This window comes from Bradyrhizobium sp. (assembly GCF_030697065.1).
Lineage (GTDB): Bacteria > Pseudomonadota > Alphaproteobacteria > Rhizobiales > Xanthobacteraceae > Bradyrhizobium.
In genome coordinates this window covers 1-13,907 of sequence record NZ_JAUYQU010000247.1, presented here as the reverse complement: position 1 = coordinate 13,907, position 13,907 = coordinate 1, and the positions used below count along the sequence as shown (strand labels likewise).

Sequence of the window (13,907 nt, the reverse complement as noted above, 5' to 3'; positions counted from 1 at the left end):
GCGGCAGTCCCTCCAGCAGCGCATTCAGCGCGGCGGCCGTCGCCGCGCGGGACGCGCCGCCCGCGGACAACACATCGCCGGCGGCGGCCAGCCGCCCCTGCGGCAGGCGAATGTCGGGCGCATCGGCGTCAGGAGAGTGGGATGGCGCAAGCGGCGGCGCCGCCTCATCCGCGGCCCCGCCGAGCGACGACAGGAGCGTCTGGCGCAGCACGATCAGCGCGGCCTTGAGATCGGGGATCCCGGCAGGCGGCGATCCCGACGCCAGCGACGCCTCGAGAAACAGCCCGGATTTCTGGAAGGCATTTTTCACGTCGCCGCCGGTCAGGTTTTGATCGAGGCTGGTGCGTTGAGCCAGTAGTTGCGCCACCGCCTGCTGCAGTTGCGGCGGCAGAGTCTTTGAGCCGGCGGCCACCCCGGCATTGGCAAACAGCGGCGCCAGACTGCCCTGCTCGGTGGCAGCGGTCTGCACCGCCGTTGAAACCGCCAGCTTCTCGAGCGGCGTCAGTATGTTCTTTGGTAACGCTGACGTCGCCTGGGAATTGGTCGCGGCATCGGCCCGGGCCCCGGACGCCAGGGTTACGGTGTCGGCCGATGTGTCGGCCGCGCCGGCACCCTGCCCGACCATGGCGAGCCTGATGCCGCCTTCGGTCTTCGATACCGCCAGTTGCAGGGCCTGTCCGGCCTGCAGAGGAACTTGCGACATGACATCGAGCGCCAGCCCGGAGATCGCGATCCGGACCATATTGTTGGCGAGAACCTTCAGCACCTGGGCGTCGACGACCGTCCCCGGTTGCAGCATCAAATCGCGCTCGACGCCCTTGGCGGCGACGACGGCAAGGATCGGATTGACGGGAGCTATCGACATGGTGAGAACTCGCTGGACTTCAAACGCTAGTCCAGCGGCGTAAACCTCTCGTTAACCGCGGGGGGTGCGATCCGCAAAAGGGCGGGATCAGGTGGCGGGATTCAACGCCCCGATGATGCCGGCGGCGGCCGCAAAATCGACCAGCCGCGCCCGGCGGCGCGCCGCGACCTCCTCATCCACCCCCCATTGCTCGATGTTCCAGCCCTCATCGACATGGGCTGCGTTCCAGACCTGATCGGCATCCCGCACGCCGCGCAACAGCGCCAGGGCGAGCAGCGCCGAGCCCGTCAGGGTGGTGACTACATGGACGGCCGCGATCGACCAGGGATCGCCGGGCAACGCCGCGCGCGCCGCCGCGATCGCCGGCTCGGGCTGGCGGACATGAACGATGCCTTCGGCCAGGATAAAATGCGCGCCGAGCGCCTCGGCGGCCCAGAACACGATCGGGTCCCAATGGGCCGCCTCCCGGGCCACCAGCGCCTCGGGATAGCCGGCGCGGTAGAACAGCAGATCGGAGCCGAGATATTTCGCGACGTCGTCGGTGACGGCATCGACCCGATCGACCACGGCGTCCACGACGCTGTTGGCGAACCGCGTCATCGGCATCGACATGGGATCGATGAACTCCGGCTGCGCCTCCCATTCCGCCGCGATGGCGTCGGCAATCGCGCGTGTCGGCGCAGCCAGTGCACGGCCCGAAGGCGTGCGGACCGGCCTGTCGTCCAGCGTGATGGCAAACCCTCCGGGCCCCTCGACAACTCCAGCCTTGGTGTAGAAGCGCTTGCGGCGCGGACTGCGCGTCGTGCGCCGCACGGCCTCCTCCGGATCGAGCCGGGATTGCCCGGCCACTTCGTCGAATAGTTCGCGCATGCGGTTTTCGGTCTCTGTCGGCGGCGACAATCCTCAACAGCTAAGGGTACGACATGGCCGGATGCAAATAAAGCGGCGGCGCGAGGACGGGTTCCGACCGCCGGAATCGCCGGTCAGGCAAGTCCAGCCCATTACGGCGACCGATCAGCCAGCCTGTCGACCGGTCAAGGCCGCCCCGGCCCAGCGAGACTGAATTTCATCTCCGTCGGCTCATGATGGCCTCAGGATCGGTCTGCGCGAGATCGAGACTGGCGCGCATCGCCATCTCCTGCAGATAACTGCGCAACTGGCGATCGCTGATCGGATTGCCGCAGGAGGCGAGGTCGCTGGCGACCTTCGCGATCACATCATCGTGGCCGGGAGTATCGCGATCGGCCAGGTGCACCGACCAGGCATAGTCCTCGATCGCATCGCCCTTCAGGCCCATGCGCTGCCCCGCCCAAAGTCCGAAAAGGACGTTTCTGCGGGCGATCTCTCCGTCGCGGGTATCGTATTCGATCTGATCCAGGCCGCCGCCGGTATTCAAATGCAGTGTCATGGCGCTCCTCTTTCCCTAGTCCACTCCGAGTTTACCGCTCCGAGGTCTAACCATCGATAGAGGCCAAGCCGAGCAGGCGCCAATTGGATTGTTCAATAGTGCAGATTGAGGGTTTGCAAGGCCCGAGGCGTTTGTATCGAGCCCGGTGCTTGCGCGACGCGGCCTACCCGGCTGCTGCAAAAGCCAGTTCCATTGGATTTTCCAATGCCAAGCAGCCGAACAACTCATTTCAATAAATATCGCGGGCAGGAGATAAGAAATTCGCGAGGCTAGTGGAGATGCAGCGATGAAGACCGGTATCCAGCCGATGGAAGTTCAATCGAAATTCTTGAGAGACGATCTGAAACAATACGAAATACCTGCGCGAGCCGGCCAATCGTCGAAACCAGCAGCGATCATGGTTGAGAAAGTACGCCGCCGTTCGAGCCCACCCGTCTCCGGCATGGCACGAGATTCTGCGGATCATTAATTGGAGCGGGGCGCTTTGCACGCACCACGCGCCGGCGATAGGCATGTCGACCGAGCTCAGCCGCCGCCGTGCATCGCTTCCGGTATCTGAAATACGCGCTCTGCGTGGCTCTGATCTTCATCGGCCTCAAGATATTCCGCAACCGGATATTCGGAACGTTCGATCCGATATCGCCCGGCGTGACCTTCACGTTGTTGGTCGGCGGCGTGACCGTCTCGATGTGGAAGGTAAAGAGGAACGAGGCAGTCCAGGCATCGGCCGCAGACCCGCGCTTTCCGCAACAGCCCGCCGCTCCGGCCGCCGACGCTTCCCTTAAGCGCTGACTCCACCCCCGACAGAAGACACGAGAGCCCCGATGATGAACGATACCATCACCCAAGCCCGACCCGTCGGCCAATCCTCCGAGCGTGGCCGGATTCTAAGGAAGATGATTTGGTTGATTTCCTCACCTTGCAACCTGGCTGGGCTGATCGGGATATCTGTTGTCGGCGCCGTCCTGCCCAGCGCCACCTGTCTCGCCGCCGATCAGACCGACGTCGTGATCACGATGGATGAACGCGAGATTCGCACCGCCGGCATCGGGACATCAACGGTCGAGCCGGAGCGCGGCGAGACCGAGTTGTCGCTGCCCGGCACGGTAGCAATCCCCCCCTCCCAGCTCCGCGTGGTCGCCGCGCCGGCAAACGGCCTGGTCGAGGCGGTGCTGGTCGCCACCGACGAAAACGTGACGGCCGGTCAGCCGATCGCACGCTTGCGCTCGCCCGATCTCGTCGAGGCACAGCGGCAATATCTGGCCGCGATCGCCGACGAGGCGCTGTCCGCGGACCGCCTGCGCCGCGTCCGCTTTCTATGGGAGAGCCGGGTGACGCCGGAGCGCGAATTGCGCGTGGTCGAGACGGAAGCCGTCAACGCCAAGTCGCGTCTCGACGAACGGGCCCAGATCCTCAGCCTGATGGAAATGTCCGAGGCCGATATCGAGACGCTGCGCAACTCGCGGCGGATCCTCAGCTCGGTCACGGTGCACGCACCGATCTCGGGCACCGTGGTGCGACGCGACGCCAGCCCCGGTCAGCGTGTAGAAGCTGCGGCGCCCGTTGTTTCTCTTGCCGCGCTCGAGCCGCTTTGGGTCAACATCCAGGTGCCGGCCGCGCGCCTGCCGGCGATTACCGCCGGACAGGCCGTTGTGATGCCGGCTTACGGCGTGCAGGGACGCATCGTCCGGATCGGCAGCACCGTCGAGGCCTCGACGCAGTCAGCCGTCGCGGTCGCCGAAATCGGCTCGGCCAACGGCACGGTCCGCCCAGGGCTCGCCGTTCTGGTCACGATCCGCATCAGCCAGAACGGCGAATCGCAATGGTCCCTACCGGCGACATCCGTCGTGCGTCACCGCGACCGCGCCTGGGTATTCGTGAAAGATCCCCGGGGTTTTCTGGCGCGGCCTGTCCAGGTCATTTCGGAAACCGCGCGCAGCGCCTCAGTTCGCGGTTCTCTTACCAAGGGTGACGAAGTGGCCGATCGCGGCGTCATCGCGCTGCTCTCCGAACTCGCGGCCGCGGACAAGGACTAAGCCATGCTTTCCGGACTTGTTGACCTCGCACTGAAGCAGCGTCTCATCGTTTTCATCGGCGCTGTCGCACTGGCCGTCTGGGGGACGATGGCCTACCAGAAGCTTCCGATCGACGCCTTTCCGGATGTCGCGCCGATCCAGGTACTGGTCTCGATGCAGGCGCCCGGCCTCGCTCCCGAGGAGCTCGAGAGCCGGGTCACGACACCGATCGAGCTGGCCGCGCGCGGCATCCCCAACCTCGTGCGCATGCGATCGACGACACGATACGCGGTTGCGCTGCTGACCTTCGAGTTTGCAGACGGAACCGATATCTTCTGGGCCCGCGCGCAGGTCAATGAGCGCCTGCAGGAGGTCCGCGACCAGCTTCCCGCCGGCAGCGATGGCGGCCTTGCCCCGATCGTGACCCCTCTCGCCGAGATGGTGATGTTCACCATCGAGTCGGCGACCATGTCGACGCAGGAGAAGCGGTCGCTGCTCGACTGGACGATCCGACCGGCGCTGCGCAGCCTGCCCGGTGTCGCCGACGTCAATGTGCTGGGGGGCCATGTACGTACCTTCGAAGTAATTCCGTCGGCCTCCGCGATGGCGGCACGCGGAATCACCACGCAGATGCTGGAGAAGGCTGTCGAGGTCAACAACCGCAATGACGGGGCCGGACGCATCAGGAACGGCGAAGAAGCATTGCTGGTGCGGTCGGAAGGCCGCATCCAGACCCTTGACGATATCCGCAATACGGTGGTCGCGACGCGCAACGGGGTGATCGTGCGGGTCAGCGACATTGCCGACGTGCGTTTCGGCTCGCTCGCCCGCAACGGCGTGGTAACGGCGGACGCAGCCGGCGAGGCCGTGTGGGGCATGGTGCTCGGCCTGCGTGGCGCCAATGCGCGCAGCGTGGTGGACGGCGTGAAGGCGCGCTTCGCTTCACTCGCGCCGCAACTGCCCGAGGGCGCCCGCATCGTGATTTTCTACGACCGCAGCGAACTGATCGGCAAGGCCGTCTGGACGGTGCAAAAGGTGCTGCTCGAGGCCATCCTGTTCGTCGTCATACTGCTGCTGCTGTTTCTGGGAAATCTGCGCTCGGCGCTGGTTGTCTCGCTGATCCTGCCGCTCGCGGTGTTGACGACCTTCGGTGTGATGCGGCTGTTGGGCTGGTCGGCCAACATCATGTCGCTCGGCGGGCTGGCGATCGCCATCGGCTTGCTGGTCGACTGCGCCGTAGTCGTGGTCGAAAACGTCGAGCACCGCCTTTCCACCGTCGAGAAGCCCAATCTCGCCACGCGTGTGCGCCTCACCCTGGAGGCGACGCGTGAGGTCGCCGTGCCGCTGGTGTCGGGCGTCGCCATCATTATCCTGGTGTTCATGCCGCTACTCGCCTTGCAGGGCCTCGAGGGCCGCCTGTTCAGCCCGGTCGCGCTCACCATCGTAGTGGCGCTGATCGCCGCGCTGCTGCTCTCGTTAACCGTCGTTCCCGTGCTCTCCGCCCATCTGCTTCGCACCGGCGCGCATGCCGAGCCGTGGCTGGTGCGCAAGCTGCACGCCGGCTACGATCCGCTGCTTGCCTATGTGATGCGGCGGCCCATCGGCGTGTTCGTGGCAGTCGCGATCGGCATTGCGGCGGTTGCCGTCGTATTCCCGCGCATCGGCAGCACCTTCATGCCCGTCATGGATGAGGGCACGCCCGTCATCACCATCCGCAAGTTTCCAACCATCTCGGTCGACGAAGCAGCGCAGACCGATCTACGTATTCAGCAAGCCCTCAAGGCGGAGATTCCCGAGATTCGGCGGGTCATCGCCCGGGCCGGCGCCGACGAACTCGGCATCGATCCGGTCGGCCTCAACGAGACCGATATGTTCATGACGCTGGCTCCGCGCGGCGAGTGGCGCGGCGGCGACATGCGCTGGTTCCTCGGCGAACTGCGCCGCGTACTCGACGGCATTCCGGGCATCAGCTATGCGCTGACCCAACCGATCGACATGCGGGTTCAGGAAATGATCATCGGCGCGCGTGGCGACGTCGTCGTCAAGGTGTTCGGTGACGACATCGCTGACCTGAACCGGGTCGCCCGCGACGTCGCTTCCGCGATTCGCTCCGTCCCGGGCGCGATCGACGTTTTCGCGCTTCGCAACGCCGGGATGCGCTACTTCACGGTGGCGGTTGACCGCGCCAAGGCGGGCCGCTTCGGGCTGAACGCCGAGGAGGTACAGGAGGCGCTGAGAGTATGGGTTGACGGCCGCGGGCTCGGCATCGTGCTGGAAGGCCAGGTGCGAACGCCTCTGGTGGTCCGCGGCGAGGAACGTCAGCGCGCCTCCGCGGCCGATCTGGGACGGGTGCCGATCGTGCTGCCTGGCGGCGGCACGGTCGAGCTGGCCCAGGTCGCCAATATCCGGATCGAGGACGGACCGATCCAGGTGATCCGCGAGGACGGTCAGCGCTTCGCAACCGTCCTGGCCAATGTGCGCGGGCGCGATCTGGTCGGCTTCGTCGACGACGCCAAGGCGGCGTCGGCGCAGGTCGCACTGCCCAAGGGCTATTCGCTTGTTTGGGGCGGTCAGTTCGAAAACCAGCAGCGGGCCGCGGCGCGCCTTTCAATCGTCGTGCCGATTGCACTCGGAGCCATATTCCTGCTTCTCTATATAACGTTCGGTTCACTGCGCCAGGCTGCGCTCGTCTTCTGCAATGTTCCGTTCGCCTCCATCGGCGGCGTCATCGCTCTGTGGGCGTCCGGGGAGTTCCTTTCGGTGCCCGCCTCGGTAGGCTTTATCGCCTTGATGGGCATCGCGGTGCTCAACGGGGTGGTGATGATATCGTACATCAATGAAGTGTGCGCGCGCGGTCTGTTGCCGTTTCGCGAGGCGGTGATGGAGGGCGCGAGACGACGGCTACGACCCGTTACACTTACCGCGGCGATCGCAGCGCTCGGCCTTGTGCCGTTCCTGTTCGCCGACGGACCGGGCGCCGAGATTCAGCGACCGCTCGCCATCGTGGTGATCGGTGGTCTGATCACCGCGACGGCGCTGACCCTGCTGCTTATTCCAATTCTCTACGACAGGCTGGCTCTGCCGCGGGCAGAGCGACGGCTGCTGGCCGAACAATGCGACGAAAATGGCCGACCGCCGGAGGCCGCCCCCATCACACGCCGGTCGGAGTCGCAGCGTTCTGAAGCGACACTCCGGGCCGAGCCTGACAGGCCGCCCGCGGGAAAACCGGTCGCAATCCAGCAGGCTGGCCAGCATTGATGTTCAGCCGTTTTTCGGGTCTTGGGTTCTGCGCCGCGCGGCCTGCCAGGATTATTGCGGCGCGGTGCTATGGCCTGCCGAAACCGGCGGTTTCGGAGGCACCGGCGGGTGTCAGATTCGCGCCTCGTAACGCCTTACGGGGATGGGCGCCTGTGAAACCGTGCTAGTAAGATGGTGCGGTCCAAAATCAGGCAGGCGCCAGGCATTCCAGGTTGCACAGTGAGCACCCCCTTACCCCCATTCGACTTCGATCTGTTGCGAACGTTCGTTGCCGTCGTTGACAACGCCAGCTTCACGCGGGCCGCGGAACGGGTCGGGCGAACCCAATCCACGGTAAGTCTGCAGATCAAGAAGCTGGAAGAGAGCCTCGGACGCCGCGTATTCGAACGGGATGGTCGCGATTTTCTGTTGACCCCAGACGGAGAGATACTGCTCAATTATGCGAGGCAGCTGCTGCATCTCGCCGATGAGGCCCGCTCGCGCATCCAGGAGCCTGACATCGAAGGCAGTGTTCGCCTCGGAACGCCCGAGGACTTTGCCACCGTCTATCTTCCCAATGTGCTGGCGCAGTTTGCGCGCGCGCACCCGCGCGTTGCGCTTGAAGTTGACTGTACGTTCAGCTTCAGTTTGATCGAAGGATTTTCCAGGGGTGAGTATGACCTGATCATGGTCAAGCGCGAGCCCCAGGGGCCGGCGGGTGGGATAGCTGTTTGGCGTGATGTCCTGGTCTGGGTAACCGGCCCAAAACTCGTGCTGGATGCAGATAAACCCCTTCCGCTGGTGCTGGCGCCCGCGCCCGATGTCTATCGCAAGCGGGCGCTTGCCGGTCTGGATGCCCACAAGCGGGCATGGCGGATTGCTTACACCAGCGCAAGCAGCGAGGGTCTGCAGGCCGCTGTACGCGCGGGCCTGGGCGTGACGGTGATGTCCAAGGATATGGTGCCGGAGGGACTGCTGCTGCTGGGAGCCGAACATGACATGCCCCAGCTGCCCGATGCCGAAATAGCATTGTACCACGCTCCCGGAGCATTGTCCCCGGCCGCCCAACTGCTGTCCCAGCACATCATTCATTCGCTGGAATCAAAGCGGCCCAAACGCGATCATGATTTCATCCCTAGCCAGGAAGGGTAATCGTTTCGTGGGCAGCGATGCCCCCGGAATTGCCCCGCCTATTGATTGGCGCAGGCGCGCGAATAGGCCGCGCGCTCGTTGGGACCGAGTCCCGCGGCGGCACCGTCCTGGAGGCATTTGCCGATGCGGTCGCCGAACGAGCCGCGCTGCAGCCCCTGGACCTGCGGCACGGGCAGCGGGGCGTCCATTTGCGGGATCGCCGGCACTTCGATTTTCGGCGGCGGCGGCGGTGCAGGCGGCGGCGGGTTGAACTGCGAGCCGCCCGGCAGAACGAATTGCGCCGAAGCGGGCGTCACCGCCATCAGCGCCCATACGACCGCGCCCATCAGGATCGACGATTTCTTCATCGATCCTATGTCGTGATCCGCCGCAGCGCCCGCAAGAAAGCCGCAGGCTAAATTATTCTTCAGGTGCGTTCTCGATCGGATCGAAGCGGTCGGCCTCGAGGCCCAGCAGGTTCCACGATTGCAGCATATGCGGCGGCAGCGGCGCGGTGACATCGATGGTCCCGCCGCGCGGATGCGGAATGGCGATCCGGCGCGCCAGCAGATGCAGCCGCTTTTGCAGTCCGCCTGGCAGTTCCCAGTTTTCCTTGTTGAAATATTTGGGGTCGCCGATGATGGCGTGGCCGATATGCGCCATGTGCGCGCGCAACTGATGCGTCCGCCCGGTGACCGGCTTCAGCGACACCCAGGCAAGTTTTGTCGCGGAGGTTTCGACCACCGCGTAATAGGTCACGGCATGGCTGGCGCCCTCGTCCCCATGTTTGGCGATCACCATGATGGTGTCGTCCTCGCTCTCTTCCTTGGCGAGGTAGGTCGAGATGCGGCCCTGCTTCGGCTTCGGCACCCCCGCCACCAGCGCCCAGTAGACTTTTCGCGCGGAGCGATGGCGGAACGAGCCGGTCAGCGCCGTCGCGGCAAAGCGCGTCTTGGCGATCAGCAGGCAGCCCGCAGTTTCCTTGTCGAGCCGGTGCACCAGCCGCGGCTTCTGCCCCTTGGCGTCGCGCATCACTTCCAGCATGTCGTCGACATTTCGTGTGATGCCGGACCCGCCCTGTACCGCCAGCCCCGCGGGCTTGTTCAGCACCATGACGTCGGCGTCCTCGAACAGGATCATGTCCTTCAGCGCCTGCAATGTCTTGGTCGCGGCTTCCGAAAGACTGCCGACGACCTTGGCCGCATCGAGCTTGAGCGGCGGAATCCGGATGCTCTGCCCCTCCTCGATGCGGTCCTTGCTGTCGGCGCGCTTGCCGTTGACGCGCAACTCGCCTTTGCGGACGATGCGCTGGATGTGGGAGAACGACAGGCCGGGAAACCGCGCTTCCAGAAAGCGATCGACCCGCATGTTGTTCTCGTCCGCCGTCACCACCACGGTCTGCACCTTGGTCGGCAACGGCGCCGGCTCGGGCACGACCTTCTCCGGCTCGGGAATGAACGGCGCCGGTCTTGGCGCCGGTCTTGGCCCACGCGGCGCCGATGCGGCAGAACGCGCCGACGGCTTGCCGCCCGGACGCGCCGGCGGCCGCTCGGACTGCGAGCCACGATACGGACGCGCGCCCTTCGGGCGATCGCCCGCCGGACGAAGGGGTCTCTTGACGCGACGGCTCATGATTCAGCGGCTCCAGATTAGGCCGTTGGGTAGCCTAAAAGCAGCGAACCGTCACGGCGAAATCGGTACAAAATGGGTATCGGATCGGCCATGCTGGGCCAAACAAAGCCATACTAGGAAGCAACCGTGATGCTGCTATGGAAACCAGCCCTGGTTATGGTCGCAGCCCTGTTCGCGGGCGCGGCTTGGGCGCAGCAAAGCCCGATGCCGCCGGAAATTGCCGCCAGGCTGCAGGAGATGGGCCGCGTCATCGACCCGCCCAGGACCGTGGCGCTCTACGCGCCGATGCAGCAAAAGGAGCCTTATCCGGGCGTCAGGATCGAGCGCGACGTCAAATACGGCGCCGCCGGGCGCAACCTGCTCGATATTTTCGTGCCGGATACCGCCGCATCGCCCCGGCCGGTGCTGATGTTCGTCCATGGCGGCGCGTATGTCGGCGGCAACAAGCGAACGACGCCGACCAGCCCGTTCTACGACAACATCATGCTGTGGGCGGCGAAGAACGGCTTTATCGGCGTCAATGTCACCTATCGCCTCGCGCCGCAGGCGCCCTGGCCGGCGGGCGCCCAGGATCTCGCCACCGCGGTTCGATGGATCTCGGACAGGATCGGCGAACGCGGCGGCGATCCCGCACGTATCTATCTGATGGGGCACTCCGCCGGCGCGGTTCACGTCTCGAGCTATGTTGCGCATCCCGAATTTCACGGGGTGAAGGGCGGCGGCCTCGCCGGCGCGATCATGGTCTCCGGCATCTTCGACATGACCGCGATGCCGCTTTCCGAGACCCAGCGGGCCTATTTCGGCAGCGACCCCGCGCGCTACGCCGAACGCTCCTCGCTGGCGGGGCTGGCGAAGACCCCTATCCCGTTGATGCTGGCTGCTGCCGAACTGGACCCGGAGGGATTCGTGCTGCAATTCGATCTGGCGAAGCAGGCGACGTGCAGGCGCCCGGTCGGGTGTGCCCGCGCGGTGCTGCTGGCGCAGCACAGTCACATGTCGGAGGTGTATTCGATCAATACCGCGGATACGCGCCTGACCGATCAGATTCTGGATTTCGTCAAGACGGGAAGGTAGCCGCTCACTTGCATTGCGCGCTGCTGCGCACCGCCGTCAGATCGGAATTTGAGTTGCCGGATGGACGTTGCTTGACGGCTTCGTCCGCCGCGGCACAGGCCGCCGCGGCGTCGCCGTTCTGCAGCCGGGCCCAGGCAAGATTGGTCCAGGCGTCGCGAAGATCGGGAGCATCCTTGACAGCCTGCTCCAGCACCGGCTGCGCATCGCGCGGCCGCTTCGCGATCAGAAGCATCTTGCCATAATCCGCGTTGAGCGACTTCAACGGATTGGGCTGCCTGCGCGCAATCCTGAACATTTCGTCGGCGAACTCGCTGTCGCGGAAGCGCATTTGAGCGATCACCGCAAAACCGTGATAAACGCCGCTCTGTTCAGGCCCCAGCAGAAAAGCCTGGTTGAAGCGCTGGGCGGCTTCGCCCGGGTTACCCTTGGTGACCGCCCTCCAGCCGCGCTTGGTCGTTTCCTCAAAAGCCTTTTCCCGCGTTCCCACCGCGTCGATCATCGCCTTGACGAATTTTTCGTCCGCGGCCCGCTGCGCAGAATCCTTCGCGACAAATCCGAAGAACGGCTGCTCGTTGGTCGGCCCGGCATAGGTTTTCTTCGTTACCTGTACGCCCGGCGTAACCTCGACGGTTTCGGCCGCCGCTGCGCCAGCCAAAAACAGCAAGACGCAACCGGCAAGCAACCCGACCAGCGAACGCAACCCTTCGCAAGGCAAGCCTGTCGGGTGATCGCCTGACCGGCGATGCCTTGGCAGCAGTCTGTTCGCGCGGAGTTTCATGATTGTTTCAATTCCTGACCAAGCCGTTGGGTAGCGCAAAAGCCGCGCATGGTCACGGTGAAATCGGCATGAATTCAGGCCCCGCAACCCATCCTCAAAGAGGGAATTGGAACCATCTGCCGCAGGTCCGCCCCGGTCAAAAAGCTGCTATATTTGACGACATGAAAGTCGAAGACATCGCCGAAGCTGTTGCCAGGCTGCCGCCGGATGAACTCACGCGCTTCCGCCGCTGGTTCAGCGCATTCGAAGCGGGCCGCCCCGACCATACCGACGAACTCAACTCCGCTGCGACGAAGCTCGGCCGTTTCGCCGGCCGCGCCCTTGCGGAACTGAAGAAGCGCACGAAGGAACGTGACCCCTAGCTCCCGCCCCGCTCCTTCCGCAATTTCGCCCAGTAGTCCAGCCGCTTCCTGATCTCGCGCTCGAACCCGCGATCCGGCGGATCGTAGAAAGTCTGGTGGCCCAGCGCGTCCGGGAAATACTCCTGACCGGAGAACGCCTCCGGCGTATCGTGGTCGTATTGATAGCCGCCGCCATAGCCTTCCGACTTCATCAGCCTGGTCGGCGAATTCAGAATGTGCTTTGGCGGCAGCAGCGAGCCACCCTCTTTCGCCACCCGCATCGCAGCGCCAAAGGCCTTGTAGGCGGCGTTGGATTTCGGCGCGGTGGCGAGATAGATCACGGCCTGCGCGATCGCGAGCTCGCCTTCGGGAGATCCCAGGAAGTCATAGGCGTCCTTGGCGGCGTTGCAGACCGCCAGCGCCTGCGGATCGGCCAGCCCGATGTCCTCGACCGCCATGCGGACGACGCGGCGGGCCAAAAACAGCGGGTCTTCGCCGGCATCCATCATGCGGCAGAGGTAGTAAAGTGCGGCATCCGGATCGGAACCGCGCACCGATTTATGCAGCGCCGAGATCAGGTTGTAGTGGCCGTCGGCCGACTTGTCGTAGATCGGGGCACGGCGCTGCAGGATCTCCTGCAACTGCTCGGCATTGAAGGTCTCGTTCTCGCGCGCGGCGCGCCAGACCTCCTCGGCAAGCGTTAGCGCGGCGCGGCCATCGCCGTCGGCCATTCGCACCAGCACGGCGCGCGCCTCCGCATCGAGCGGCAGCTTCCTGCCCTCTATTTTCTCGGCATGCGCGAATAGTTTCTCGATCGCCGCGGCATCCAGCGACTGGAACACCAGCACCCGCGCGCGCGACAGCAGCGCGGCGTTGAGTTCGAACGAGGGATTTTCGGTGGTGGCGCCGACCAGCACCACGGTGCCGTCTTCCATCACGGGCAGAAACGAATCCTGCTGCGCGCGGTTGAACCTGTGCACCTCGTCGACGAACAGCAGCGTGCCCTTGCCCATCTCGCGCCGGGCGCGGGCGGCATCGAATACCTTTTTCAGATCCGCGACGCCGGAAAACACCGCGGAAATCTGCTCGAAATGCAGTTCGGTGGCATCCGCCAGCAGCCGCGCCACGGTGGTCTTGCCGGTGCCGGGCGGTCCCCAGAACACCAGCGAGCCCAGCGTCCGCGTCGCCAGCATCCGCGTCAGCGCGCCGTCGGGCCCGAGGATATGATCCTGTCCGACCACATCCGAGAGCACGGCCGGGCGCAACCGGTCCGGCAGCGGACGCGGCGCGTCCTGCTCCATGCCTGCGGCCGCGAACAGGTTGGTACTTTCGCGTGGGCGCTTCGGGCTCATCCGCCGAGCGTGACGTTGATCTGCTGGCCGCCCCGCACCACGATGATGCGCCAGAGCCGCGCGCTCTCGCGCGT

Annotated in this window: 13 protein-coding genes and 1 pseudogene; 7 read left to right on the top strand and 7 right to left on the bottom strand. The window is 65.0% G+C overall.

Going from position 1 to position 13,907, the window contains the following annotated elements; genetic code table 11:
* The 3 genes and pseudogenes from Q8R73_RS19445 to Q8R73_RS19435 form a co-directional block, all read right to left on the bottom strand.
* Positions 1-865 (bottom strand): annotated as a pseudogene (locus Q8R73_RS19445) (flagellar hook-length control protein FliK); the annotation flags it as partial.
* Positions 866-952: 87 nt separating this feature from the next.
* Positions 953-1,735 (bottom strand): ATP12 family chaperone protein, encoded by a 783-nt coding sequence (locus Q8R73_RS19440; RefSeq protein WP_305721174.1) that lies wholly within the window; start codon positions 1,733-1,735, stop codon positions 953-955.
* Positions 1,736-1,931: 196 nt separating this feature from the next.
* Positions 1,932-2,273: an ATPase inhibitor subunit zeta gene (locus Q8R73_RS19435; protein ID WP_305721173.1), complete on the bottom strand. Its 342-nt coding sequence runs from the start codon at positions 2,271-2,273 to the stop codon at positions 1,932-1,934.
* 286 nt (positions 2,274-2,559) lie between these two features.
* Here Q8R73_RS19435 and Q8R73_RS19430 point away from each other — a divergent pair, with 286 nt between their 5' ends.
* The 5 genes from Q8R73_RS19430 (at position 2,560) to Q8R73_RS19410 (ending at position 8,677) form a co-directional block, all read left to right on the top strand.
* Positions 2,560-2,742, top strand: a complete 183-nt coding sequence (locus tag Q8R73_RS19430) for a hypothetical protein (RefSeq protein WP_305721172.1) — start codon at positions 2,560-2,562, stop codon at positions 2,740-2,742.
* 104 nt (positions 2,743-2,846) lie between these two features.
* Positions 2,847-3,065 (top strand): hypothetical protein, encoded by a 219-nt coding sequence (locus tag Q8R73_RS19425; RefSeq protein WP_305721171.1) that lies wholly within the window; start codon positions 2,847-2,849, stop codon positions 3,063-3,065.
* Between the two features lie 32 nt (positions 3,066-3,097).
* On the top strand, positions 3,098-4,309 hold the full coding sequence (locus Q8R73_RS19420; RefSeq protein WP_305721170.1) for an efflux RND transporter periplasmic adaptor subunit: 1,212 nt from the start codon (positions 3,098-3,100) through the stop codon (positions 4,307-4,309).
* Between the two features lie 3 nt (positions 4,310-4,312).
* On the top strand, positions 4,313-7,546 hold the full coding sequence (locus Q8R73_RS19415; protein WP_305721169.1) for an efflux RND transporter permease subunit: 3,234 nt from the start codon (positions 4,313-4,315) through the stop codon (positions 7,544-7,546).
* Positions 7,547-7,765: 219 nt separating this feature from the next.
* Positions 7,766-8,677 (top strand): LysR substrate-binding domain-containing protein, encoded by a 912-nt coding sequence (locus tag Q8R73_RS19410; RefSeq protein ID WP_305721168.1) that lies wholly within the window; start codon positions 7,766-7,768, stop codon positions 8,675-8,677.
* Positions 8,678-8,715: 38 nt separating this feature from the next.
* Here Q8R73_RS19410 and Q8R73_RS19405 read toward each other — a convergent pair whose 3' ends face one another.
* Entirely contained in the window at positions 8,716-9,024 is a 309-nt protein-coding gene (locus tag Q8R73_RS19405) for a hypothetical protein (RefSeq protein WP_305721167.1), read from the bottom strand.
* 52 nt (positions 9,025-9,076) lie between these two features.
* Positions 9,077-10,288 (bottom strand): RluA family pseudouridine synthase, encoded by a 1,212-nt coding sequence (locus Q8R73_RS19400; RefSeq protein ID WP_305721166.1) that lies wholly within the window; start codon positions 10,286-10,288, stop codon positions 9,077-9,079.
* Positions 10,289-10,417: 129 nt separating this feature from the next.
* Here Q8R73_RS19400 and Q8R73_RS19395 point away from each other — a divergent pair, with 129 nt between their 5' ends.
* Entirely contained in the window at positions 10,418-11,362 is a 945-nt protein-coding gene (locus Q8R73_RS19395) for an alpha/beta hydrolase (protein ID WP_305721165.1), read from the top strand.
* A gap of 4 nt (positions 11,363-11,366) precedes the next feature.
* Here the strand turns inward: Q8R73_RS19395 and Q8R73_RS19390 are convergent, their stop codons facing one another.
* A complete protein-coding gene (locus tag Q8R73_RS19390) occupies positions 11,367-12,227 on the bottom strand; it encodes a M48 family metallopeptidase (RefSeq protein WP_305721164.1) in 861 nt (286 codons plus the stop codon).
* Between Q8R73_RS19390 and Q8R73_RS19385 the strand changes: the two genes are divergently transcribed.
* Complete coding sequence (locus Q8R73_RS19385) at positions 12,209-12,502, top strand: hypothetical protein (RefSeq protein WP_305721163.1); 294 nt, start codon at positions 12,209-12,211, stop codon at positions 12,500-12,502. The two genes, Q8R73_RS19390 and Q8R73_RS19385, sit on opposite strands and share 19 nt — an antisense overlap.
* On the opposite strand, the gene Q8R73_RS19380 is transcribed toward Q8R73_RS19385, so the two are convergent.
* Complete coding sequence (locus Q8R73_RS19380) at positions 12,499-13,833, bottom strand: replication-associated recombination protein A (RefSeq protein WP_305721162.1); 1,335 nt, start codon at positions 13,831-13,833, stop codon at positions 12,499-12,501. The two genes, Q8R73_RS19385 and Q8R73_RS19380, sit on opposite strands and share 4 nt — an antisense overlap.
* Positions 13,834-13,907 lie beyond the last annotated feature (74 nt).

Bases quoted from the DNA above. Each gene is read 5' to 3' on its own strand.
- Q8R73_RS19385 (WP_305721163.1), top strand. From the start codon at position 12,209: ATGAATTCAGGCCCCGCAACCCATCCTCAAAGAGGGAATTGGAACCAT.
- Q8R73_RS19415 (WP_305721169.1), top strand. From the start codon at position 4,313: ATGCTTTCCGGACTTGTTGACCTCGCACTGAAGCAGCGTCTCATCGTT.
- Q8R73_RS19420 (WP_305721170.1), top strand. From the start codon at position 3,098: ATGATGAACGATACCATCACCCAAGCCCGACCCGTCGGCCAATCCTCC.
- Q8R73_RS19405 (WP_305721167.1), bottom strand. From the start codon at position 9,024: ATGAAGAAATCGTCGATCCTGATGGGCGCGGTCGTATGGGCGCTGATG.
- Q8R73_RS19430 (WP_305721172.1), top strand. From the start codon at position 2,560: ATGAAGACCGGTATCCAGCCGATGGAAGTTCAATCGAAATTCTTGAGA.
- Q8R73_RS19400 (WP_305721166.1), bottom strand. From the start codon at position 10,288: ATGAGCCGTCGCGTCAAGAGACCCCTTCGTCCGGCGGGCGATCGCCCG.
- Q8R73_RS19395 (WP_305721165.1), top strand. From the start codon at position 10,418: ATGCTGCTATGGAAACCAGCCCTGGTTATGGTCGCAGCCCTGTTCGCG.
- Q8R73_RS19380 (WP_305721162.1), bottom strand. From the start codon at position 13,833: ATGAGCCCGAAGCGCCCACGCGAAAGTACCAACCTGTTCGCGGCCGCA.
- Q8R73_RS19435 (WP_305721173.1), bottom strand. From the start codon at position 2,273: ATGACACTGCATTTGAATACCGGCGGCGGCCTGGATCAGATCGAATAC.
- Q8R73_RS19440 (WP_305721174.1), bottom strand. From the start codon at position 1,735: ATGCGCGAACTATTCGACGAAGTGGCCGGGCAATCCCGGCTCGATCCG.